The organism is Luteibacter rhizovicinus DSM 16549, assembly GCF_001887595.1.
In the GTDB taxonomy this organism is placed as follows: domain Bacteria; phylum Pseudomonadota; class Gammaproteobacteria; order Xanthomonadales; family Rhodanobacteraceae; genus Luteibacter; species Luteibacter rhizovicinus.
In genome coordinates this window covers 3,355,138-3,378,840 of record NZ_CP017480.1, presented here as the reverse complement: position 1 = coordinate 3,378,840, position 23,703 = coordinate 3,355,138, and the positions used below count along the sequence as shown (strand labels likewise).

Here is a 23,703-nt window from a genome sequence, read left to right as displayed (position 1 = left end):
GAATGCATCTTCGCATCGATGACATCGGAAAGGCCTGGGGCGGACATACCGTGCTCGACGGTGTGTCGTTTCATGCCGGCGAGGGCGATTTCGTCTGCCTGCTCGGTCCCAGCGGCTGCGGCAAGACCACCTTGCTGCGCATCGTTGCCGGACTGACCACCCCCGATCGCGGCCGGGTCATCCTCGACGGCCGCGACATCACCACCCTGCCCGCGCGGGAACGCCGCATGGGCCTGGTCTTCCAGTCGTATTCGCTGTTCCCCGACATGACCGTCGCGGCGAACATCGGCTACCCGATGCGTCTGCGCGGCGAATCGCCGGCGGCCATCGCCACGCACACCGGCCAGTGGCTGGAGCGTGTCGGCCTCGGCACACTCGCCGCGCGTTTCCCCGACCAGCTCTCCGGTGGTCAGCAGCAACGCGTGGCGCTGGCCCGCGCGCTGGCCGCCAACCCCTCGATGCTCCTGCTCGACGAACCGCTCTCCGCACTCGATCCGGCCATTCGCGCCCAGCTGCGCGGCGAGATTCGCGCACTCCAGCGTTCGCTCGGCATCCCGACCATCATGGTTACGCATGATCAGGATGAAGCGCTGGCCATGGCGGACACCATCGTCTGCATGAACCAGGGGCGTATCGAACAGATCGGTACACCGCGTTGTCTCTACGAGCGCCCGAAGACCCGCTTCGTCGCCGACTTCATCGGCCACGCCAACCTGCTACCGACGGCCTTTGTGCGGGAGACCCTGCCAGCCTTCCTGGAGCGCCGTCCACCCGGTCCGGACGCGACCTTCGATCTCTGCCTGCGGCCTGAAGACCTCGTGGTCGACGCCGACCCGCGCGGTGAAGGCGTGATCGAGGACATCACCTTTCTCGGCAACCTGGCGCGCGTCAACGTCGCCTGGCGCGGCCGCCGTATCCTCGCCGAGTTGCCCGGGCGCAGCCCGCTCGTGCGTGGCGAAGCCGTGTCGATCGACGCCGTCCGCGGCGCCTGGGTGAATACGTGAGCAGCCTCGCCTTCCCTCGCGCCGTCGCACGCCCACGCGTTGGCGCCGCCCTCCTGCTCGCACTGCCGGTACTGGGCTTGCTGCTGTTCTTCGTGCAGCCCTTGCTCACCGTGCTCTGGCGTAGCGTCACCGACGCCAATGGCGCGATCACCCTCGCCAACTATGGACGTCTGTTCGACGATCCGGGCTTGCCCCGTGCCGCCTTGCACAGCCTGAGCATCGGTGTCGCCACGACGTTCACCACGATGGCGCTGGGGCTTGGCCTTGCGATGGCGCTTCACCGTTCGCGCCTGCCCGGCAAGTTTCTGATCCGCGGCACCCTGCTGCTGCCGATGCTTGCACCGTCGCTCGTGCTCGGTCTCGGACTGGTCTGCCTGCTCGGTCGCAACGGCCTGGTTCACCGCCTCACCGGCCTGCCCACGGACATCTACGGCTTCTGGGGACTACTGATCGCCAACACGCTGTATGGGTTGCCGCAGGTCGTCATCATCGTGTCCGCTGCACTGGAACGCACGCCGGCACGTCATTACGATGCCGCCGAATCGATGGGTGCGACGCCCTGGCGCCAGTTCGTCGATGTCACCGTCCCTCGCCTGCGTTTTGCCCTGCTCGCCGCCGCCTTCCTCGTCTTCACCGAGACGCTCACGGATTTCGGCAGTGCCGTCGTCGTCGGGGGCAGCTATCGCGTGTTGGCGATGGAGATCTACAGCGAGGTAGTTGGACAGCTCGACTTCGCGATGGGCGCTACCCTGGGCGTGGTCCTGCTTGCGCCAGCGCTGCTCTCGGTGTGGCTCGGACGGCTCGCCAGACGGCGGCAGGACAGCGGCGATGCCAGTCCGGGACGCGCGCTGGTGCCCGCCCCGCACGCACTGCGCGACACCCTGCTCGGTGCCATCGCGGTGATCGCGCTGGTGCCGGTGGTCGCCGTGGTCGGCACCGTGGCGTACGTCAGTGTCGTGAAACTGTGGCCGTACGATCGCACCCTCACCCTGGCGAACTACACCGGCGGCATGCCCGATGGTTACGGTCCGGTCGCAACCTCGCTCGGCGTCTCCCTGCTTGCCGCCATCGTCGGCGTGGTGATGATCTTCGCCCTCGCCGCCGGATTGCGCCGCGCGTCGCCGCGCATCGCGCGGCCGCTCCAGGTGCTCGCCTCGCTGCCCGCCGCCGTGCCAGGCATGGTGCTCGGCCTCGGCTACGTACTCACCTTCAACCACGGCGCCCTTTCGGGCTGGTTCTACGGCAGTGCCGCGATCGTGGCGGCGTGCAGCCTGTACCACTATCACGCGCAAGCCTTCCTCACGATGCAGACCGGCATGCGCCAGGTGCCCGACGCCCTGGAGGACGCGGTCGCATCGTTCGGCGGCGACACGCGCCACGTGCTGCGCGACGCCGTTTTGCCCTTCGCGATGCCGGCAGCGGTCTCGGCGTTCTTCTACCTGTTCATGCGCTCACTGGTGACCCTGTCGGGCGTGATCTTCCTCGTGACACCCAGCCTGGGACTCGCGTCGGTCGCCGTCATGCGACTGGACGAAAACGGGTTCCTGGCCCAGGCCGCGGCGTACGCCATGTGCGTCGTCGTGGCCGGCGCGCTCGCCCTCGGGGCGATGCGCCTCCTCCTCCACGCACTCAAGGACCGACGCCATGTGGCATGAAGAACGACATACCCGTATCCGCGACCTGCTGCGCACCAGCGGCCAGGTATCCGTCGAACGCATCGTGACCGAGCTCGGCGTGTCGCGCGAGACCATCCGCCGAGACCTCGTCGAACTCGCCGAGCGTGGCGAGATCCGTCGCGTACACGGCGGCGCGGTGCTCACCGGCGACGAACCGCCGATCGATGTGCGCCACGCCACCCGCGTGCGCGAGAAACGCGCCATCGCCAAGAAAGTCGCCAGTCTGGTCGAAAGCGGACAGACCATCTTCATGGATGCCGGCAGCACGATGACCCTGGTCGCCGAAGCGCTCGCCACGCGCAGCGGCCTGACCATCGTCACCAATGCCGTCGACGTCGCCGCACGCTTCGCCGCGCGCACGGGCAATGAAGTCCATTTTCTCGGCGGCCGCTTCAACGCACAGATCGGGTGCACCAACGGCTCGGCGACCATCGCCGAAATCGCCCGCTACCAGCCACACCTGGCGATCCTCTCGCCCGTGGGTATCGAGGCAAAAGCCGGTGCCAGCAGTTTCGAAATGGAAGAAGCCGAAATCGCACGAGCCATGTGCGCGAATGCACGCCGCATCGTGATCGCGGCCGACCATTCGAAGATCGGCGTACGCAGTCGCGTCGCGTGGTGCCCCGCGGACCGTATCGACGTGCTGGTCACCGACCGGCGCTCGGAAAAATCGCGTGCGATCGCCGGCATCGGCAAAGCCATCGGGGAGATCGCCTATGCCTGATCGACCTAGCCCCACCCGCATCACCTGAAACAAGAACGCGCCAGGAAGGCCTGTTCCGCCTGTTACTTGGATCGATTGAATCCTCACCATCATGTTAAAAGCCTTTCCGGAGCATCCCATGAGTTCCCGCATCACCCTCCGACGCACCCTTCTCTGCGCCGCCGTCGCGGCCTCGCTTACCGGCATTGCCCACGGCCAGTCGACGACCGGCCGTATCGCAGGCCAGGCCCCCGTCGCCGCCAATGAAACCGTCCTCATCGAAGGCAGCAACGGCATCGTCCGCGAAGTCAACGTGGACGCACGCGGCCGTTACAGCGCCGAAGCCCTGCCCCTTGCGACGTACAAGGTCTCGCTGAAAGCGAATGGTGCCGTCGTCGACTCCCGCGACAACATCACCCTGCGCGTCGGCGCCGCCACCGACGTGTCGTTCGCGAGCGCCGCGTCGGCCGATGCCAGCAACGCGCAGGACCTCTCCGGCGTTACCGTCTCGGCGAACAAGCTGCCGACCATCGACGTGGCAACGGTTGCCTCGAGCACGGTCATCACTTCCGCCGACCTCGCCCGCCTGCCGCTGACACGTACCGCCGAGGGTATCGCCTTGCTCGCACCGGGCGCCTCGCCGGGCAGCAGCAGCTTCAAGGGTGCCATGGGTAACTCCCTGGTCAGCTTCTCCGGTTCATCCGTGACCGAGAACGCTTATTACATCAACGGCATGAACACCACCGATCCGCTCAGCGGCTTCGGCGGCATCAGCCTGCCCTACGGTGCCGTGGATCAGCAGGAAGTGCTCAGCGGCGGTTATTCCGCGATGTATGGCCGCTCGGACGGTGGCGTGATCAGCCAGGTCGGCAAGCGCGGCACGAACGAATGGCATTTCGGCGCCCAGGTGCTTTGGGAGCCGGATTTCGCCCGCGCCGACGCGCGCAACATCACGTTCGGCCAGAACAACCCGCATCCGCCGGGCACGATCGAGCAGCGCAACGACGAGAACCACGAGTGGACCTCCACGGTCAGCGCGTATGCCGGCGGCCCACTGATCAAGGACAAGCTCTACGTCTTCACGGCCGTGGAAATGGCGCGCAGTGAAGGCAACACGGTCGGCGACATCAACCACTCCTACGATACGAAGTACACGTACAAGGATCCGAAGTGGTACGGCAAGATCGACTGGAATATCAACGACAGCAACATCCTCGAACTCACCGGCGTGAACCAGACGCACCGCTCCAACGGTAACAAGTACGACTACGATTACCAGACGGCTACGAAGGGTGATTTCGTCAGCACCGACTCGACGTACAAGACCAAGGCCATGGTCTATGTGGCCAAGTTCACCAGCTACATCACCGACGACCTGACCCTGACGGCGCTCTACGGCAAGTCCAAGCTCACGTACTACAACGAGCCGCCGGATACCGGCGTCACCGGTCCCTTCATCGGCAACGCGAGCGGTGAGAACCTGGCGCTGACTGGCGGCGTGCCGATCACCAACGGCCAGACGCTGGATACGGTCGACAATCCTGACCACACCTCGACCAACCGCAACCTGCGCGTCGACCTGAACTACAAGATCGGCAGCCACTCGATCACGGCCGGTATCGACAACCAGGATTCGCACGACATCGACGACGGCACCACCATCGGTGGCGATGGTTACGAGCTGTGGTACGCGAAGCAGGATCCGAACCTCAACATCAGCGACAGCCCCTTCGTCGACAAGCCGGGCAACTATCCCGGTGGCGAAAACGGCTACTTTGGCTACATCCGTCACTACAACACGCTCGCCTCGGTACGCGTGAAACAGCGCGCGCAGTACGTGATGGACGATTGGCAGGTCAGCGACAAGCTGCTGCTCTCGCTCGGCATCCGCAACGACCAGTTCACCAACTACAACCCCAGCGGCCAGCCGTATCTCCGCCTGACCAAGCCGCAGTGGGCACCGCGCCTGGGCTTCAGCTACGACGTGCTCGGCGATTCGAGCATGAAGATTTACGGCAACGCCGGTCGTTACTTCCTGGCGATGCCCGCCTCGGTCGCCCTGCGCACCTCGGCCGGCTCGCTCGCCACCAACCAGTACTTCACGTATACCGGTATCGACGCCAGCGGCATGCCCACGGGCATGACCTTCATCAAGTCGGCCACCGGTGGCGCCGTGTCTCCGAACGGCGAATACGGCCAGCCGCCCGATCCGCGCACGGTCAGCGCCAAGAACATCAAGTCCGAGTACCAGGACGAGTTCATTCTTGGCTTCGACCAGCAGTTGAACGCCTCGTGGGTATGGGGCACGAAGGCTACCGTCCGCAAGCTGCGCAACGTGCTGGATGACGTCTGCGACAACGGGGCGATCACACGCGCCGCCGTGGCCCAGGGTGCCGACATCGAAGCGACGACGGTGGGTAGCTGCTACCTGTCCAATCCCGGTCGCGCCAACGTGTACCAGCTGGCCCAGCAGGGCGGCGGGTATTACAACGTCACGGTCAGCAACGACGACTTCGGTTTTACCCAGCTCAAGCGTAACTACTACGGTCTGGACACCTACCTGTCGCACCCGTTCGACGGCACGTGGTCGGCCAAGATCGACTACCTGTATTCGCGCAGCTACGGCAACACCGAAGGCCAGGTACGTTCGGACGTGGGTCAGGGCTCGGTCTCCGCGACGCGTGACTGGGATTACGCCACGTTGATGGAATACGCCAACGGCAACCTGGCCAACGATCGCAAGCACCAGATCAAGCTTTACGGCTCGTACCAGATCACCCCGGAATGGTTGGTCTCGGCCAATATCATCGTGCAGTCGGGCACGCCGAAGTCGTGCCTGGGTCGTTACGGCTCGGATGAAAGCGATCCGTCCGGCTACGGCAGCTATTACCACTACTGCTTCGGCGTGCCGTCGCGTCCGGGCGACAAGGGCCGCAATCCCTGGGAAGAGCTGATCGATGCGAACGTCGAGTACCGTCCGCTGTGGGCCGACCGCAAGCTGGCCTTCAACGTCTCGGTGTTCAACCTGCTCAACCAGCAGCGCGCGCAGGCGCTCAACCCGGTGTCCGGCAGCACCAACTCGGTGAACGACGGCTACAACCAGGTGATCAGCTACACGCAGCCGCGTTACGCCCGTTTCGGCATCACGTACGACTTCTGACGGGGACGTCATGCACGCACTACTGCGACTGGGTATCGTCGCGCTTGCCGCCGGGGTCCTCGCGACCCCGGCGGTCGGCGGCGAGAAAACCTACAAGGACCTGCCGACGGAAACGCCGGCCCATTTCACGCCGACGAAGGCGGGCTTCGATTTCGAACGCCGCACCGTCGACATCCCCATGCGCGACGGGGTGAAGCTGCATACGGTGATCCTGCTGCCCAAGGGCGCGACGCGCGCGGGCATGCTGCTCACACGTACGCCCTACGGCGCCGACGGCATGGGTCATCGGGGCGATAGCCCACACCTCGGCCCCGCCCTGCGCGGCTACGACAACCCGTCGGACGTTATCGTCCAGGACGGCTATATTCGCGTCATCCAGGATATCCGCGGCAAGCACGGCTCCGAAGGCGACTTCGTGATGAACCGGCCGCCGATCGGTCCTGGCAATCCCACGCCGGTCGACGAATCCTCGGACATCTACGACACCATCGACTGGCTGGTGAAACATGTGCCGGAGTCGAACGGCAAGGTCGGCATCATCGGGATCTCCTACGACGGCTTCGAGGCAATGATCGCGACGATCCATCCGCATCCGGCGCTCAAGGTCGCTGTGCCGATCAATCCGATGATCGACGGTTGGATGGGTGACGACTGGTTCCATCGAGGCGCCTTCCGCCAGCAGATGATTCCCTACATCTATGGCATGGTGAATTCGCGCGAGAGCAACATCGGCTGGACCAGTGGTTACCGCGATGATTACGACCTCTATCTGCGCGGCGGCTCGGCCGGTGACATCGGTCGCGCCTACGGCATGGAGGCCCTCGGCTTCTGGCAGAAAGTACTCGCCCACCCGGCCTATGACAGTTTCTGGTCCGAACAGGCGCTGGACAAGATCGCCGCGAAGGAACCCATGACGGTGCCGACGATGCTCGTGCACAGCCTGTGGGACCAGGAAGACAACTACGGCGACATGGCCGTCTACCGCGCGCTCGCACCGCGCGATCCGGATCACAAGAAAGTGTGGCTGGTGATCGGGCCGTGGCGACATGCCAAGACCTGGGAGAAGGCCAATACGATCGGCGCGCTCGACCTGGGCAGCGACACCGGCACGACCTTCCGCCAGGACATCCTGCGTCCCTTCCTCGCCCAGTACCTGAAGGACGACGCGCCCAAGGCGGACATCGCCCCAGTCAACGCGTTCGTCACCGGCGACAACACCTGGCGCAAGCTGGACACCTGGCCGTCGGCCTGCCGCTCCGGTTGCGCGCCGACGATGCAACGCTGGTATGCGGAAGCGGATGGCGGCCTCGGTGTCACGGCGCCTGCGCAGGGGTCGGACGATTACGTGTCGGATCCAGCCAAGCCGGTGCCCTATCGCGTCCGCCCGATCCAGGCGTGGTCCCATGGTGCGCCTGATCAGATCGACAGCTGGCCCGAGTGGCTCGTCGACGATCAACGCCAGTTCGCCACGCGTACGGACGTGCTCACCTATGTATCGCCGGTACTGGACAAGCCCATGGGCGTCGCTGGCGAACCGCTGGTCCACCTGCTCGCCTCCACCAGCGGCACGGACAGCGACTGGGTGGTCAAGCTCATCGACGTCTATCCGGACGAAGTGGATGAGAAACCTTCGATGGGCGGCTACCAGTTGCCGATCGCGATGGAGATCTTCCGCGGCCGCTACCGCGAAGGCTACGACAAGCCGGCGGCGCTCACGCCGGACAAGCCGCTGGATTATCGATTCCCGCTGCCCACGGTGAACCACGTATTCGCGCCGGGCCATCGCGTGATGGTGCAGATCCAGTCGAGTTGGTTCCCGCTTTACGACCGTAATCCGCAGACCTTCGTGCCGAACATCTTCAATGCGAAGCCAGGGGATTACCAGAAGGCGACGCAGAAGATCGTGCGGGACGGAAATAACGGGACGTTCGTGGAATTGCCGGTCGTCCGGTAAATTGGAAGAGCATCGCCAGCGGACCAGGCACCCATGACCTACACCATCAGCCGCGGAGGCAATCGCTCGCGCGGAAGCACATGAGTCCTTAAGCCATGGGCACAGTTGCGCTGACTGTCGGAAAGTGAAGAGAGGGTAGGTAAGCTCCCTACCCTCGCGATGCCCATCCTATAGGGCAACGATATTGTCCAGGTAGAAGAACAGGTACAGCTTGGCCGGAAGCACGATATCCACGCCGGTTGCCTCGGTTCCGCTCAGGCCTACGCACTTGGCCGTGCCCGTTTGTCGGATAAAGGAAATCTTCTTCTCGGTACCATTCGAGTATCGGCAGATGTACGTCGGGTAGGTTCCGTTGAAACCGCGCATCTCGAAATCAAATGAAAAGCCGGAAGCCTGGGCGGGAAACGTGATTTTCGTAACCACATCGGTCCCTTCCATGTTGTAGATCTGAAGGAACTTTCCCTTGAGCGGTGCTGAGGGAACCCCGACGCCATCGACCGAGATCTTCTTCGTATTCGACTCGATGACAATGTCGCCATGCTTGATCGGATTCACCCAAATAGAATCAGGAAAATCCTCGAAATCCGTGATGACATGGGCCGCCGCGGGGGTCGACGGAGCCGCCCTGCTCGGCAGGGTTTGAAAAGCGAGAACGGTAAGTACGCTTACGGCAATAGTCCATTTCACAGTGTTACTCCTTGATTGTCATTTATCCGCGCGTGTCGACAGACCGACATGCGTACCCACATTGCATTGGCAGGAGCCATGTCGTGTGAAGTACGCATTAAATGCCGAGTCGATATCGGCACTCTCGATACGCACTTGCGGCGAAATGAAGGAAAGCGTTTTGTTTTACATGACCTTTGGGATTGCGACATCCGCACTCTTCCTGATGTGCCGCCATCGGCTCGCAGGGACGATAGCCCTTCAACAAAGCGACGGATGCTTCGCCTCACGAAGCGTCCGCGCCAAGGCCCGAAAATCGTCGGTGCGCGGATCCGACTTCCGCCAGGCCAGAACGATGGTCCGGGCATAGTCGTCAGGCAGCGGCAGGTAGCACATCCCTTGCACCTGCGTGGTGGCGAGCTGCGGCATGAGCGTGCAGCCTTCGCCCGCGGCGACCATGTAGCGAAGCGTCTCCAGGCTGGTGCCCTGGCGCTGCGCCGGTGCCACATCGTTGCATGCGGCCAGCGCCTGTTCCCGCAGGCAGTGTCCTTCCTCCAGGAGCAGCCGCTCGCGTGGCTGGAGCAAGGCCCACAGGTCACCACTTGCTGCGGTAGCCGGATGATCCTCACGACAGGCGAGGCGAAACGGCTCCTGGAAGATCGCCACGCAACTCACTTGCGCGTTCATGACGGGAGCTGACATCAGTACGACGTCCAACTCGCCGCGCAGCAGCGCATGGATCAGATCGTCCGTCTTGCCTTCGCCCAGTTCGAGCGAGGCATCGGGAAAGCTTGTCTGAATGTCCGTCAGCACATACGGAAAATAATAGGGGCCGAGCGTGGCGATGGCGGATAGCCGCAACGTGCCACCAAAAGCGCGTTCGGGCCGATGCGCGATATCGAGCAGCCGACGCCCTTCGACCAGCACCTTGCGTATCTGGTCGACGAGGCGCGCGCCCTGATCGGTAAGCAGGATCTTTCGCGTCGTCCGCTCGAAAATCACCGTACCGAGGCGTTCCTCAACGCGACGGATCTGTACCGACAACGAGGGTTGCGTGACATGGCAACGCTCGGCGGCACGCATGAAGTTACCGAGATCGGCCACGGCGACGACGTACTCCAGGTCGCGCAACGAGAGCCCGGCCAGGTTGCCACGATCGCCCACCGGCTCGATGCGGGGCGCGTGTTTCACAGCCATCCCCGTGTCTCCTGCAGCACGCGATCGCGCAACACGGCCATGCCGTCTTCGCTGTCATTGAGGCAGGGAATGAGGGTGAATGCCTCGCCCCCCGCCTCACGGAAGTAGTGCGCGTTCTCGCGACCGATTTCGTCGATGGTCTCGATGCAGTCCGCCGCGAAGCCCGGCGAAATCACTGCGATACGACGGATGCCATCGCGGGCCAGCTCACGCATGGTGGCCTCGGTATAGGGCTGCAGCCAGTCGGCGTAACCGAAGCGCGATTGGTAGCTGATGCGAAACCGCGTCGCCGGCAGGCCCAGCGCGTCGCGCAGGAGTTCGCCCGTGCGCTGGCATTGCACGTAATACGGATCACCGAGTGCGACGTTGCGCTGCGGAATACCGTGAAAGGAGGCGACGACGACCTCGGGCTCCTCGTCGAGGCCCGCCAGGGTGCCGCGTACCGAACGGGCGAGCGCTTCGATATAGGCCGGCTCGTCGAAATACGAGGGTACGACGCGAGCTGCAGGCTGGTTGCGCATGCCCCGAAGGATGTCGAACAGCTTGTCGTTCGCCGTCGCCGTGGTCGTCGCGGAATACTGCGGATACAGCGGGAACATGAGGAGTCGGTCGCAGCCGAGCGCGGTCAGGCGCTTCACCGCGTCCTCGATCGACGGATTGCCGTAGCGCATGCCCCAGTCAACGGCCACGCGGTCTTCGCCGAACATCTCGCTCGCCCACGCATGGAGTTTCGCAGCCTGGCTGCGGGTGACTGTTTTCAGCGGACTTTCGTCGAGTTCGTGGTTCCAGATGCGCGCGTAGTCCTTGCCTTTGACGGCCGGGCGGCGGAGCAGGACCACACCTTGCAGGATAGGTTGCCAGACGAGCTTCGGCAGCTCGATCACACGGGTATCGGAGAGGAACTCGGCAAGGTAACGGCGGACAGAGCGGTAGTCGGTGCCATCCGGCGTGCCGAGGTTCGACAGGAGGATGCCGACCTTGCCGGACGCTAATCGCCGCTGAAGCGGCTCCCACGAGGAGGTGGCGGAGTGAGTGTGGTGCATGCTCAGCCTCCGGCGGCGACCGTTAGCGAGGGGTGATCGCGCTCGCTTACCGGCGTACCGAGGGTCAGGCCGAGGGTGTTCCAGACATCGACGAGGGCGCCCTGCAATTGCCCGATCAGTGCGGCGTCGTGGAAGGGTGTCGGCGTGATGCGGAGGCGCTCCGTCCCCCGCGGTACGGTGGGGTAGTTGATCGGCTGGATGTAGATGCCGTGCCGGTCGAGCAGCAGGTCGCTCGCACGCTTGCAGAGGTCGGCATCGCCAACCAGCAGGGGCACGATGTGCGTTTCGCCAGGCATCAGCGGCAAGCCCGAGGCCGCCAGCGCCGCCTTCGTCGCTCGCACGGCATGTTGCTGGCCCTGCCGCTCGACCTGCGACGCCTTGAGGTGACGCACGGATGCCGTTGCCGCGGCCGCGACCGGCGGCGGGAGTGTCGTGGTGAAAATAAAGCCGGGTGCATGCGAGCGCACCGCGTCGACCACCGCCTTGCGACCGGCAATATAGCCACCGAGGGTACCGAACGCCTTGGCCAGCGTCCCTTCAATCACATCGATGCGATGCGCCAGGCCTTCGCGCTGGGCGATACCGCCCCCGCGTAGCCCGTACATACCCACCGCGTGGACTTCATCGATGTAGGTCATCGCGTTGTACTTTTCCGCGAGATCGCAGATGGCCGCGATGGGTGCGATATCGCCGTCCATCGAGTACACGCTTTCGAAGGCGATCAGCTTGGGCCGGTCGCCTGCGCGAATGAGGAGATCTTCCAGGTGTGCGAGATCGTTATGCCGCCAGACGCGTTTGTCGGCGCCCGAGGCACGCACACCTTCGATCATCGAGTTGTGGTTCAGCGCGTCCGAGAGAATCACGCAATCCGGAAGCAGCCGGGCAATCGTGGCGATGCCGGCGAGGTTGGAGACGTACCCGGAGGTGAACACCAGGGCCGCCTCCTTGTCGTGCAGATCGGCCAGTTCGCTTTCGAGCTCGACGATGGCGTGGTGCGTCCCGGAAATATTTCGTGTTCCGCCCGCCCCCGCACCCATGGTGCGGGCCGCGTGGCTCATGGCTTCGATCACGTCGGGGTGCTGTCCCATGCCGAGGTAATCGTTGGAACACCAGACAACGACTTCCTTTGCACCCTCCGCGCCATGAAGCATCGCCCGGGGAAAGCGCCCCACCTGCCGTTCGAGGTCGGCGAAGACGCGGTACCGGCGTTCCTGTTTCAGGGCGTCGATGCTGCGTTCGAAGTGAGAGAGGTAGTCGACCATGGGGGCCTCGTCGTGCGTGGATCAACGAGCGGGGTCGCCTTCGACCCCGCTCTCTCTTGCGCGGTCGATCAGCCGAGCGTGGCGATCGCCTCGGCCACACCCTTGCCGTAATCCGGATGGCAGGCCGTGCAGTTGTCGATGTGGCGCTGGACTACCGGCTGGGAAGCGCCCTTGATCGCGCGTGCCGTGTTGCCGAACAAGGTCTGCTTCTGCTCCGGGCTCATCATTTCGAAGAGCTTGCGCGGCTGCGAGAAGTAGTCGGTGTCTTCGCGATGGTTCCAGCGCTTGGCCACCGTCTCGCCGATTTCCAGCGGCGGCTCGGAGAAGTCCGGCTGCGCCTGCAAGGCACCGCGGCTGTTCGGCTCGTAGCTGGTCGAGCCACCGCCGTTGCCGTCGACGCGCATCGCACCGTCACGGTGATACGAGTGCACGGGGCAGCGCGGTGCATTGACCGGGATCTGCGCGTAGTTCACGCCGAGACGGTAGCGCTGCGTGTCGCCGTAGGAGAACAGGCGACCCTGCAGCATCTTGTCCGGGGAGAAGCCAATGCCGGGCACGATCACCGCCGGCGCGAACGCGGCCTGCTCGATATCCTGGAAGAAGTTCTCCGGGTTACGGTTGAGCTCGAAGAAACCGACCTCGATCAGCGGATAGTCGCCGTGCGGCCAGACCTTGGTCAGGTCGAACGGGTTGTACGGCGTATTGGCCGCTTCGGCTTCCGGCATGACCTGCACGAACAGCGTCCAGCGCGGAAATTCCTTACGTTCGATCGCCTCGTAAAGGTCGCGCTGGTTGCTCTCGCGATCCTTGGCGACCACCTGACCAGCTTCGTCATCGGTGAGGTTCTGGATGCCCTGCTGGGTCTTGAAGGTGAACTTCACCCAGAAGCGCTCGTTGTTCGCATTGATGAAGCTGTAGGTATGGCTACCGAAGCCATGCATGTGGCGGAACGACTTCGGCACACCGCGCTCGCTCATCACGATGGTGACCTGGTGCAGCGCCTCGGGCAGCAGCGTCCAGTAGTCCCAGTTGTTGTCGGCACTGCGCATGCCGGTGCGCGGATCGCGCTTGATGGCATGGTTGAGGTCGGGGAATTTCAGCGGGTCACGGATGAAGAAGACCGGGGTGTTGTTGCCGACGAGGTCCCAGTTGCCCTCTTCCGTATAGAACTTCAGTGCGAAGCCGCGAATGTCGCGCTCGGCGTCGGCCGCGCCGCGCTCGCCGGCCACGGTCGAGAAGCGGGCCATCATCTCGGTGGACTTGCCCACCTCGGAGAAGATCTTCGCGCGGGTGTACTGCGTGATGTCATGGGTGACCGTGAAGGTACCGAAGGCGCCGGCGCCCTTGGCGTGCATGCGGCGCTCGGGGATCACTTCGCGGTCGAAGTGGGCGAGCTTCTCGAGGAACCAGACATCCTGCAGCAGGGCCGGGCCACGTGGGCCGGCAGTCATCGTGTTGTTGTCATCGGCCACGGGGGCGCCGAAAACGGTGGTCAGCTTGCTCATGGGTCTTACCCTTGCTGGTGTTCGTGGGAGAGGCGTGCGGTGGGGCCGCGACGTGGGTGCAACGTTAGGTCCCGTCGACCAATAAGGGAAATTCATATTTGTGACGGGGCCGATAGGGACTGACTATGGATCGCCCGCTGCAACCTCCTCATAGGATCCACCACGGCATATCAAGGACGCTTGGACAGATTGCTCTCGTAGGAGCCGATTCATCGGCGATTGGGCGCTTGCAGCAACCTGGCCCGCTGCCGCGGGATCGCCCGCTGCCGCGGGATCGCCGATGAATCGGCTCCTACCAAGAGCAAAAAAAACGCCGCTGGGTTTCCTCAGCGGCGTTCGGGTTCAGCGATCAGACCGGGCCGGGATTCGGTGGCCTCAGCTTCGAGGTGGGCAATCCCTTGTAACCCCAGTCTTCCATGGGCACTTCGTCGATGACCACGAAGGTCACCTCCGGTGGCTTGCCGAGGACGCGCTCCAGCGTCTCGGTGATTTCGGCGATGACCTGGGCTTTCTGCTCAGGCGTGTTGCCTTCTTTGGTGATGCGAACGTTGACGTAGGGCATGTTGGCGATTACCAGCGACCGGCGGTGCCGCCACCGTCGACCGGCAGGACAACACCATTGATGAAGGAAGCCTGCGCGAGGTAGACCACGGCCTCGGCGATTTCTTCCGGCGTACCCAACCGACCTGCGGGATTCAGGCGGCTGAGGAATTCGTGTGTCTCGGGCGAATGCATCGGGGTATCGATGACACCGGGGGCAACGGCATTGACGCGCACGTTGTGACGCGACAGTTCGATGGAAAGGCCGCGCGTCACCGCATTCAGGCCACCCTTGGTCAGAACGGCCATCGTGCCGGGCACGTTGCGATCCGGCTGCATGCCGACGGATGCCGTGACATTGACGATGCTGCCTTCGTTACGCGAGATCATGTGGCGGGCGACGACCTGGGTGGGATAGATGAAGCCACGCAGATTGGTGTCGATGACCGAGTCGATCTCGGCCGCCGTGAAGTCGACAAAGTCCCGCGCCACGAAGATGCCGGCGTTGTTGACCAGCACGTCGACCTTACCGAAGGCCTCCAGCGCATGGTCGAGCAGGCGTTCCGCGGTTTCCGGCAGGCTGATGTCGCCGGCCACGCCGAGGAAGCGATCAGGGTTACCCAGTTCGGCAGCCGCGGCGTCCAGGCGCTCCTGGGTGCGGGCGTTGCCGACGACGTTGTAGCCGAGGTCGAGGAAGGCCTTCGCCATGGCGAAGCCGAGGCCACTGGAGGCACCGGTGATGATGACCGTCTTGTTGTTACTCATGAGGTTTTTGCTCCTGAAGCTGGGTTCCGGGCCAACGTGGCGGCGGGCTGGAGAACACTCTATTGCTGCGACAGGCGGGGATAAATAAGATCCAGGACACAAGACTCATTACACGGTGTAACGCCATGCAAAGGCAGTTCGACGACCTGATGCTGGGCAGCATCGAACTGTTCTGCCTGGCTGGGGAACTGGGCGGTTTCACCGCCGCCGCGACGGCGGCCGGCGTCACGCCAGCCGCGGTAAGCCGCTCCGTGGCTCGGCTCGAGGCACGACTGGGCGTTCGCCTGTTCGTCCGTACGACCCGGAACATCCGGCTGACCGAGGCGGGTCGCGTCTACCTCGACCAGAGTCGCCAGGCCCTCGCCCAGTTCGCCGAGGCCGAACAGATGGCGACGGGCCAGCAAGGCCGAGCGGCCGGCCGCCTGCGTATCAGCGTACCCACGACGTATGCGCACTACCGTCTGCTCCCGCTCCTGCCCGCGTTTCATCGCGAGCACCCGGATGTCCTGCTCGACCTGCACATCAGCAATCGCAACATCGCCTTCGCCGACGATGCGTTCGACCTTGCCATTCGGGTCCGCGCGCAGGCCGATTCGACGATGATCGTGCGCCACCTCGAAGACGCGGCGCTTGTAGTAATCGCCTCTCCTGCCTACATGGAACGCCGGGCAGTGCCGCGAACGCTTGCCGACCTCGCCGCGCTGGAATGCATCCAGTTCGACCTGCCCAGCAGCGGGCGACGCATTCCGTGGTTGTTCCGCGAGGACGGCGATGACGTCGAGTTCGAGGCCGAGAGCGCGTTCACCGTGGGCGAGGACGTTCTTGGCGGGGTAACGCTTGCACGCGCCGGTGCGGGGGTGTTCCAGACCTACCGGTTCATCGTGGAGCGCGAGCTCGCGGAGGGCACGCTCGTGGAACTTCTGCCGACGTATGCGGGGCGCTCGCGGCCGTTCAATCTGCTTTATCCGCACAGCCGGTTCGTGCCTTTGCGCGTGCGTGCGTTTATCGATTTTTTGACCGCGCGCGTGGCGGCGGATGGGTAGTCTTTCGGGCTCAGAACTCCCAGCGCGCCCCCAGATTCAGGCCCCACCCTCGCGCCCCGGCATCGCCAAGATTCTTCTGCCAATCGGCCTCGCCATAGACGGACAACCGATTCGCCCAACCCACCGTCCCGCCGAAGCCGATCTCACCCATGCGGCCGAAGCTACCGCCCGTGAACTGCTGCGTGACGTCGAGCCCTTCCGCGCCGACGTCGAGCTTGGTGGACCCGCCCCACCCACGGATGTAATTCACCCGCACATACGGGGTCGCCTTGCGGCCACTATCGCTTACCCAGGTGCGATCGAAACGCACGCCGACCCGGCCGATGGTTTGCTCGAACGGCTGGTAGTGCGTCGTCACGCCATCGATGTCCACCTGGTCCCGCACACTGATGTTCTGCCGTGAAAGCTGCAACTGCGGTTCGAGTTCCCAGCCACCCTCGAAGCGCCACGGATAACCGGTCTCCACGGAACCGGTCCACCCGGCAGCATGCACGCGAGCCACGCTCTTCGTACGCGCCGTGTCGACATCGCCTTGCTGCCGGTCGCCCGACGCGACGACGTCGACATAGAAGCCACTGGCGCGCTGCCAGGTGACGAACATGGCGATCGAGTTCCCGTAGAACCGCGCGTGGCTGTGGCCGTCTGCCGCCTTGGGGTCGAGGCTTGTCGTGCCGTGCGTATACGCGATGCCGGCACGCAGGGCTGAAGCATCGCTATCCAGCGCGAAGATATTCGCGCCGACCTGCACCGCACGGGTATCCACGTCGTAGTCGTAACCGAATTGCTTGAACGAACGGTTGGTCGAATAGGTGTAGTCGCCGCCCATGACGCGTACGAAGGGCTCGGCACCCAGCCCTTGCCCCATGTCATCCATGTCGCGCACTTCGCCGAGCCGGCGGTGAAGGTTGTCGACATTGCGGTAGCTGTACAGGGCGAGTGCCGATGGCGAGACGATATACGCCGGCACCTGTGGAACGACGGCTGGCCTGGCGTTGGCCGGTGGCAGCGAGTCGACCGTCGGCATGAAGCCCGCTGTCGCGCCGGGTGGCGGCGGTGGCGCGACGTAGGGCGTCCCAGCGGGTGGGGTCGCCGCCGGCGTGATCGTGGTCGGCGCGGGGCATCCACCGTCGCACACCAGCACATTCGCGAGCCGGTAATCCCAGAACGCGTTGCCTGACGTGGCACCGCCAACGACGCGCTGCGACGCGTCGCTACTCCCCGGCGAGAAGGCATACAGGCCGTACTGCCAAGGGCCGACGGCAAGGTACCCACCGTTCAGACGGAAAGCCCCACCCGTCGATGCACCGGCCACCTGCACCACGGAAATCCCCTCGTTCGCGCCGATGTAGCCGTTCGCATCCAGGTCGGTGAGCCGCCCCACGCTCGCTGCCGCGGGAGTGACGTCGAGCCGCGTTTCGCCGCCCGCATCGCCACGTACCAGGAGACGATCGGTGGACTGGCTGCCGAGTGCGCCGCCCTCGTTCAGATCGGTGATGAGATGGATGCGACCGCCACTGGAAACGTAGGAGCCGTCGATGTCCAGGCTGTTGCCCGGTGATCCGGCGCCATGGGTCAGGTCGATGGTGCCGGCGTTGCTCACGTTGGCCGATCCCGGCGATGCACCGGCGATCGCCGGGTGCACGTTGTCGCCGGCAAACAGCGTCGAGGTCGGATCGATGGTGACATCGCTGTTGGCGAGATGGACGTTGTCGGTAAGCGTGAAGGCCGCACCGTTGGCGAAGGCGATCGTATTCCAGCCGTTGCCCAGGTTGATGCCCTTGCCGAGCGCGTCTGCACCGAACGAGCCACCGCGTGCCTGCGTGCCGTCGAACGTGAGCGTGTTGCCGCCGCCCGTGCCGGCGAGGACGTGGTACGTGCCCGATGTATCGACCTTGCCAAGGGTCGCCGCGTTGTCCGCGCCATCGCCCATCGTGATGCCGCCGTTGAGCGTCCCCCCGCTCCAGCTCACGGCGTCCATGCCGGCGCCCGTGGCGATGTCGCCTTGAATCGATCCGGCCGTGATGCTCACCGTGTCGTTCCCTGCGCTCCCGCGCACGGCCACTGCGGACGGCGACACCGCCGCGATCGCGCCGCTGTTGCTGAAGCGCGTTCCCGCACCGTTGGACAGATCCACCACCGGTGCCGTACTGCTCGCGGAACTGAGGGTGCCGCTGTTGAGCACCGACGATGCCGTCCCTGCGAGCAGCGCCGGCCCTCCCGCGGCGCTGAGGATGGTCACCGTGGCCGCCGTATTGACGGCACCCGTGGTCAAGGCCTGGATACCCGTCGACCCGGCGCCGTTACCGTGTATGACGAAGCCCGGGCCGATAGCGAGATCCGTCGTGGCGGAGTTTCCATCCGCGCGGCGGAAGGCGTAGCCAACACCCGCCCCGTCGACTTCGACGGTGGCCGTCGATGCGGGATCGATCGCGGTCGCCGTACGCAGGCCCGCCCCGTTGCCGACGCGCAGTGTCGCGCCGCTCAAGGTGATCGCGCCGATCTCGGCCGCGTTCTCGATGGCGTTGCCTGTGCCCAGCGTGGTGATCGTCGTGCCCGTCGCTGTCAGCGACGTGGCGCCGCTGTCCAGCAGCACGCCATGCGCCGATCCGTTCGTGACGATCGACGAATCGCCACTACCCAGTGCGAGGCCTGCGCCACTGATCAGTTGCACGCCCGCGATACCGTCGTCCACCGTGATCGAACCAGCGGGATTCAGTCGCTGCGCACCCACGCCTTCGACGCGCACGCCCGTCCCATCGAGCACGTGGATGCTGCCGTTGTTGGCAAACGTTCCGCCCGTGCGCAGGATGGCGCCCGTCGCCGCCGGCCCGCTGAGGTTCACAGCGGCGCTGTTCGTCGCGGCGGCATTGGTTTCCACAATGAAGCCTGTTGCATTCGCGCCGGTAAGGTTCATCGCCCCAGCGTTCGACAACGACGCGCCGTTGCGGGCGATATATCCGGTGACACCGCTCTGCGACGAGGTCAGGCTGGCGAGACTGTTGAGCGAGGTCCTGCCCACGATCGCGCCACTGTTGGCACCCGTCAGGTCGTGTTTCTGACCGTCGGCGATGCCGGCGATCGCGCCGACGCCTGTCAGCGACATCGTCGTCGCCGCATCGATGGTCGCGCTAGAGCCGCCCTCGGCGACGACACCTTGCGCCGCGGCGCCGGAGACCGTGAGGTTGGCGTTCCGCGTGTTCAGCACCGAACCCGTACCACTTCCCAGTATCCCCGTGGACTGTGCGCCCGAGGCACTCATGGTCAGCCCCGTACCGTCGAAGTCCGCACCACTGTCGAGTCGGAACAAGGTCGACTGTGCCGTCGAGACATCGAGACTCGAACCGCCATTGACGTTGATATGCGCGTCGTTGCCGAAGGCGAAGAAGCCGATCTGCTTCGTTCCGCTCACGAAATCGGGTGCCGCACCGGCGGCGACGTCCACCGTCGCGCGACCGCGGGCGTGGATGCCGATGGCGCCATCGCCCATCAGGTTTACCGCGCCCTGCACGTTCGCACGAGCGGTTCCCGTGCCCTGCCCCTCGGCCCACACGCCGAAGTTACGGGTGCCGCTCGACGGATCGGCACCGCCAGCGACATTGATCGTGCCGGTGGAACGGACCGTTGACGCCGCCGCGGTCGTGGAGAGCGCCTTGATGCCCACGCCATTCACCCCACTGACGTTGATCGTTCCGCTGTTCACCACGACACCGGTCACGCCGCCGTTCTGGACGAGGATGCCATCGTTCTCGCGAGGCACCGCGGCGGCCCGCCCATTCACGTTGATCGTGCCGGAGCTGGTCACATTGGCAGAAGGCGACGTCACGAGAATGCCTGCCGCATTCTGGGTAAGCGTGCCTATCGTGATGCTGCCCTGGTTGTTCACGGTGCCGCCGTTGGCGACATTGATGCCGGTCGTGATTGCCTGCTGATTGATCGCGACGTCGGCAGGAGCGACAGCGGGGTCCTGTTGCGGCCCTCGCCCAAGGTAGATCGTGCCGCCCGCCGTATTGGAAAAGGTCGCGGTAGCATCGTTGATGTAGATGCCATCCATCGAGCCGTTCGAGCGCGACCCGGTAACGCCGACGTTGACGATGCCGCCGTTCGTCGCGGCTGCACCCGCGCCCACGCGGATGCCGGTGGACTTGCCCGCGCCGTTGGAGCTTCCCGTCGCCAGGTTAAGGATGCCGGCATTGGCGAACGTGCTGTTCGACTGGACGTCGACCACGTTGGAACCGAACTCGCCGTTGGTGATCAAGGCCGCGCCGCCGACGGCCGTGCGGAAGAAGTTGCCGTTGATGACGCCGTTGTTCGTCCCCGAACTGCCCGTGGTGAGGATCAGCGCCGAGCCGTCGCCCGTCGTATGCGTCGTCGCCAGGGTGCCCTGGATAGTCACCGTGGCTCCGTTCTCGCCGCGTACCGCACCGTTGTTGGCGTTGACCACCTCGAGCGTGGCGCCTGGTGCGATCGTGCCGTGCGCGTTGGCGCCGACCAGATGCATGACGATGCGATTGCCGATGGGCTGCGCGACTTCATCCGGCGGACTATCCGCACTCTGCCCGTATCTGATCTGTTCGGTGGTCGAGGTGTAGCCCCGCGCGAACAGTGCGTTGTATTGCGCTGGATCGAGATTGCCCGCCTGCAACTGGGCGATCAGGAAATTGTTGTAGGTACGCAGGTCGGTGTCGTTATTCACCGTATGCGAGGTCGTTGCGCCGTCGCTGGTGGTGACCGTGAAGCTGCCACCATAGTGCGCGACGAAGGACACGCCGAAATTCTGTGGCGTCGTCGGGTCGGCCACCGCACCAGTGAAGGTGATCCGGTTGGTCGAGGTCCAGTCGATGTTGCTCGCCGCCCCTCCCGTGCCATCGGCATAGAACAGCGACGACTGCTTGACCGCCATGGTCCAGCCGTTGGTCGCCGCGGTCGTCGACGCACCGGTGCTGCCGATGTTCACGTTCAGCGTCCCGCCCGCGGCGGTGACCGTGCCGACGCGGGCGTTGATGTACTGCTGGTTGTTCACGTTCACCACGTCGGGAACCGTCGTCGTCGAATCGACCGGCGCCGTCGGGTTGAGATTGGCCGTGGCATAGGTCGAGACCACGCGTCGGCCACCGGTGATGGGATCGGGGACGCTTACGCCGAAGTTCTGGGCACCGGGATTCAGCCGCGCCGCGCCGATCCATTGCGCGCCGGAGATCAGTCGGCCCAGGGCGTCGAGCGCTCCCAGCGTGGTGCTGCGACTGCCGGCGTCGCCGGCGGCGAACAGCTGCGGCCCGGCCAGGGTCAGGGTGCCGCCGCCGGGCACGACCGTCTGGCCGACGAGGTTGTCGTTGATCGTCGGATCGTAGGCCGCAAGGGTCACGGTCTGCCCCTGGGCTTGCCATGACACAGCGGAAAGTGCGGCAAGGATGGCGAGGGAAAGGACGGCGTGCTTCCGGGCCACCAGATCCCGGCGGCCGAGCGTCGCGTGCTGCATTTTCATTGTGCGTACCCCGTCACCACCATCCCGGTGGCCTGGATGCACGTGCGGCTTTCCCATGCCGCGGCAGGCGAGGTCCCCCCTCCCTACGCTTCTGCCGAGGTCGTCGATGACCTCTGTGCGAAGCGGCGATCCGCACGTTGCCGTTGCGGATCCCCCCGTAACTTTCTACATAAACGGGCGCTGGTGAACATCGCGTGCACGCAGGGATCACGAAAGGTGAGCGCCAGGGCGGGCTGGACGCTGTCGCAACCTCCCCTATACTCCCGCCGATGAAGCCAAACGTCCTGCTGCAGTACATCCTCCCGCACCGTTTCCTGTCGCGCATCGTCTACTGGGCGACCCGGTGGGAGTGGGCCCCATGGAAGAACTTCCTGATCGGGCAGATCGTGCAGCGCTACGACGTGGACATGAGTCAGGCGGCCCAGCCCGACCCGCTCGGCTACGCGCATTTCAATGCGTTTTTCACCCGGAAGTTGAAGCCCGGCGCACGCACGGCCGACCCGGATCCGCAGGCGATCCTCTGTCCGGCCGACGGCCGGATCAGCCAGCTGGGGCGCATCCGTGACGGGCGCATCTTCCAGGCCAAGGGCCAGGAATACACCGCCGCCGAACTGCTCGGTGACGAGGCCGCCGCGTTGCCCTTCCGCAACGGCAGCTTCGCGACAATTTACCTCTCGCCGCGCGACTACCACCGGGTGCACATGCCCCTGGCCGGCGAACTGACCGGCACCACCCATGTGCCCGGACGCATCTTCAGCGTCGCCCCGTTCGCCGTGGCCGCGATCCCGCGCCTGTTCGCCCGCAACGAAAGACTGGTCTGCCGGTTCCAGGGCGAGCACGGTCCTTTCGTCTCGGTCATGGTCGGCGCCATCCTGGTATCCAGCGTGGCCACGGTCTGGGACGGCATGGCCATCCCGCCTTACGCCTCGGACATCATCCGGGTGGACTGCGCCGGACGCGATATTCGCCTCGACCGATTTGCCGAAATGGCCCGGTTCAACATGGGTTCGACGGTTATCCTGCTGCTGCCAGAGGGTTACGAGTTCGACGCCCTTCCGCCGCAACAGCAAGTGGTCGTAGGACAACGTATCGGTCGCTGGATGGGCGCCCCGTCGCAAACGTGACGGCGGACGTCACTTTGTGACGAAAACGTCTTACATTTGACGTACGGGCAGCGTATGCTTCGGGCTTCTGGAGCCCCTCGGGGGAAGGGCCTGGACCGAAGAAGCATCCGTCTAGGGGAAGTCGTCCATGCGTCTCGTCAGCCATCTTATTGCCGTCAATCGCGAAATTCGCCTCCGCAGGCAGCTTGCGGACATCGAACGCGTCGTCCTGGCCCTGCCCGTCCGTACGCATGCCGACCTGCAACAGCTCGTCCGGCGCGAAATGGAACAGGCCGCCGCCTGTGACTTCCCCCATCTCTACGGCACGCCGCCCGAAGAACGCTACAGCACGTACGGGCATGGGCCGGATATCGGCCTGGCTAAGGCGCGCTCGGAAAATCCCTTGATCGCCACCCGTGGCGTGGCTTTGTGGATCGCCTCGGTGTATCACGAGACGCTCGATGCACGCCGGCCGAACATGGAAGACCTCCACCGCCAGATCCTCCGCCTGATGCGCCAGATCAAGGAGCTTTCGGCTCCTGGCCGCACCGGCGATGCCAGCGACCGCTGGATGGAACCTCACGCCGTAGCGTGAGGTGT

16 protein-coding genes are annotated in these 23,703 nt (G+C 64.7%); 8 read left to right on the top strand and 8 right to left on the bottom strand.

Features of this window, described 5'->3' with window-relative positions:
• Positions 1–2: 2 nt before the first annotated feature.
• The 5 genes from BJI69_RS15480 (at position 3) to BJI69_RS15460 (ending at position 8,497) form a co-directional block, all read left to right on the top strand.
• Positions 3–1,004, top strand: coding sequence for an ABC transporter ATP-binding protein (locus BJI69_RS15480; protein ID WP_046968945.1), 1,002 nt, complete (start codon positions 3–5; stop codon positions 1,002–1,004).
• Positions 1,001–2,659: an ABC transporter permease subunit gene (locus BJI69_RS15475; protein ID WP_046968944.1), complete on the top strand. Its 1,659-nt coding sequence runs from the start codon at positions 1,001–1,003 to the stop codon at positions 2,657–2,659. The genes BJI69_RS15480 and BJI69_RS15475 overlap by 4 nt, the downstream gene beginning before the upstream one ends.
• Entirely contained in the window at positions 2,649–3,404 is a 756-nt protein-coding gene (locus BJI69_RS15470; protein WP_046968943.1) for a DeoR/GlpR family DNA-binding transcription regulator, read from the top strand. The genes BJI69_RS15475 and BJI69_RS15470 overlap by 11 nt, the downstream gene beginning before the upstream one ends.
• A 118-nt stretch (positions 3,405–3,522) precedes the next feature.
• On the top strand, positions 3,523–6,543 hold the full coding sequence (locus BJI69_RS15465) for a TonB-dependent receptor (protein WP_046968942.1): 3,021 nt from the start codon (positions 3,523–3,525) through the stop codon (positions 6,541–6,543).
• Positions 6,544–6,553: 10 nt separating this feature from the next.
• The gene (locus BJI69_RS15460) at positions 6,554–8,497 is read left to right on the top strand and encodes a CocE/NonD family hydrolase (RefSeq protein WP_046968941.1); all 1,944 of its coding nucleotides are present in this window, start codon (positions 6,554–6,556) and stop codon (positions 8,495–8,497) included.
• 168 nt (positions 8,498–8,665) lie between these two features.
• On the opposite strand, the gene BJI69_RS15455 is transcribed toward BJI69_RS15460, so the two are convergent.
• The 7 genes from BJI69_RS15455 to BJI69_RS15425 all read right to left on the bottom strand — a co-directional run bounded on the left by BJI69_RS15455 (position 8,666) and on the right by BJI69_RS15425 (position 15,475).
• A complete protein-coding gene (locus tag BJI69_RS15455; RefSeq protein ID WP_046979314.1) occupies positions 8,666–9,184 on the bottom strand; it encodes a hypothetical protein in 519 nt (172 codons plus the stop codon).
• A gap of 240 nt (positions 9,185–9,424) precedes the next feature.
• Positions 9,425–10,360, bottom strand: coding sequence for a LysR substrate-binding domain-containing protein (locus BJI69_RS15450; protein WP_046968939.1), 936 nt, complete (start codon positions 10,358–10,360; stop codon positions 9,425–9,427).
• Positions 10,351–11,403, bottom strand: coding sequence for a ferrochelatase (gene hemH / locus BJI69_RS15445; protein ID WP_046968938.1), 1,053 nt, complete (start codon positions 11,401–11,403; stop codon positions 10,351–10,353). Before hemH ends, BJI69_RS15450 begins: the two co-directional genes overlap by 10 nt.
• A gap of 2 nt (positions 11,404–11,405) precedes the next feature.
• Complete coding sequence (hemA, locus tag BJI69_RS15440; RefSeq protein WP_046968937.1) at positions 11,406–12,665, bottom strand: 5-aminolevulinate synthase; 1,260 nt, start codon at positions 12,663–12,665, stop codon at positions 11,406–11,408.
• 68 nt (positions 12,666–12,733) lie between these two features.
• Positions 12,734–14,170 (bottom strand): catalase, encoded by a 1,437-nt coding sequence (locus BJI69_RS15435; protein WP_046968936.1) that lies wholly within the window; start codon positions 14,168–14,170, stop codon positions 12,734–12,736.
• A gap of 349 nt (positions 14,171–14,519) precedes the next feature.
• Positions 14,520–14,732: a tautomerase family protein gene (locus tag BJI69_RS15430; protein WP_046968935.1), complete on the bottom strand. Its 213-nt coding sequence runs from the start codon at positions 14,730–14,732 to the stop codon at positions 14,520–14,522.
• An 8-nt stretch (positions 14,733–14,740) separates the two neighbouring features.
• The gene (locus tag BJI69_RS15425) at positions 14,741–15,475 is read right to left on the bottom strand and encodes an SDR family NAD(P)-dependent oxidoreductase (RefSeq protein ID WP_046968934.1); all 735 of its coding nucleotides are present in this window, start codon (positions 15,473–15,475) and stop codon (positions 14,741–14,743) included.
• 125 nt (positions 15,476–15,600) lie between these two features.
• Between BJI69_RS15425 and BJI69_RS15420 the strand changes: the two genes are divergently transcribed.
• The gene (locus BJI69_RS15420; RefSeq protein WP_046979313.1) at positions 15,601–16,518 is read left to right on the top strand and encodes a LysR family transcriptional regulator; all 918 of its coding nucleotides are present in this window, start codon (positions 15,601–15,603) and stop codon (positions 16,516–16,518) included.
• 10 nt (positions 16,519–16,528) lie between these two features.
• Here the strand turns inward: BJI69_RS15420 and BJI69_RS15415 are convergent, their stop codons facing one another.
• Positions 16,529–22,000 carry an autotransporter outer membrane beta-barrel domain-containing protein gene (locus BJI69_RS15415; protein ID WP_162200974.1) on the bottom strand — a complete coding sequence of 1,824 codons (5,472 nt, stop codon included), beginning with the start codon at positions 21,998–22,000 and terminating at the stop codon, positions 16,529–16,531.
• 269 nt (positions 22,001–22,269) lie between these two features.
• On the opposite strand from BJI69_RS15415, the gene asd reads away from it, so the two are divergent.
• Complete coding sequence (gene asd, locus BJI69_RS15410) at positions 22,270–23,124, top strand: archaetidylserine decarboxylase (RefSeq protein WP_046967181.1); 855 nt, start codon at positions 22,270–22,272, stop codon at positions 23,122–23,124.
• Positions 23,125–23,251: 127 nt separating this feature from the next.
• Entirely contained in the window at positions 23,252–23,698 is a 447-nt protein-coding gene (locus BJI69_RS15405; RefSeq protein ID WP_046967180.1) for a hypothetical protein, read from the top strand.
• Positions 23,699–23,703 lie beyond the last annotated feature (5 nt).

Bases quoted from the DNA above. Each gene is read 5' to 3' on its own strand.
- BJI69_RS15450 (WP_046968939.1), bottom strand. From the start codon at position 10,360: ATGGCTGTGAAACACGCGCCCCGCATCGAGCCGGTGGGCGATCGTGGC.
- hemA (WP_046968937.1), bottom strand. From the start codon at position 12,665: ATGGTCGACTACCTCTCTCACTTCGAACGCAGCATCGACGCCCTGAAA.
- BJI69_RS15470 (WP_046968943.1), top strand. From the start codon at position 2,649: ATGTGGCATGAAGAACGACATACCCGTATCCGCGACCTGCTGCGCACC.
- BJI69_RS15415 (WP_162200974.1), bottom strand. From the start codon at position 22,000: ATGAAAATGCAGCACGCGACGCTCGGCCGCCGGGATCTGGTGGCCCGG.
- BJI69_RS15420 (WP_046979313.1), top strand. From the start codon at position 15,601: ATGCAAAGGCAGTTCGACGACCTGATGCTGGGCAGCATCGAACTGTTC.
- BJI69_RS15465 (WP_046968942.1), top strand. From the start codon at position 3,523: ATGAGTTCCCGCATCACCCTCCGACGCACCCTTCTCTGCGCCGCCGTC.
- BJI69_RS15425 (WP_046968934.1), bottom strand. From the start codon at position 15,475: ATGAGTAACAACAAGACGGTCATCATCACCGGTGCCTCCAGTGGCCTC.
- BJI69_RS15435 (WP_046968936.1), bottom strand. From the start codon at position 14,170: ATGAGCAAGCTGACCACCGTTTTCGGCGCCCCCGTGGCCGATGACAAC.
- BJI69_RS15460 (WP_046968941.1), top strand. From the start codon at position 6,554: ATGCACGCACTACTGCGACTGGGTATCGTCGCGCTTGCCGCCGGGGTC.
- BJI69_RS15430 (WP_046968935.1), bottom strand. From the start codon at position 14,732: ATGCCCTACGTCAACGTTCGCATCACCAAAGAAGGCAACACGCCTGAG.
- hemH (WP_046968938.1), bottom strand. From the start codon at position 11,403: ATGCACCACACTCACTCCGCCACCTCCTCGTGGGAGCCGCTTCAGCGG.
- asd (WP_046967181.1), top strand. From the start codon at position 22,270: ATGAAGCCAAACGTCCTGCTGCAGTACATCCTCCCGCACCGTTTCCTG.
- BJI69_RS15480 (WP_046968945.1), top strand. From the start codon at position 3: ATGCATCTTCGCATCGATGACATCGGAAAGGCCTGGGGCGGACATACC.
- BJI69_RS15405 (WP_046967180.1), top strand. From the start codon at position 23,252: ATGCGTCTCGTCAGCCATCTTATTGCCGTCAATCGCGAAATTCGCCTC.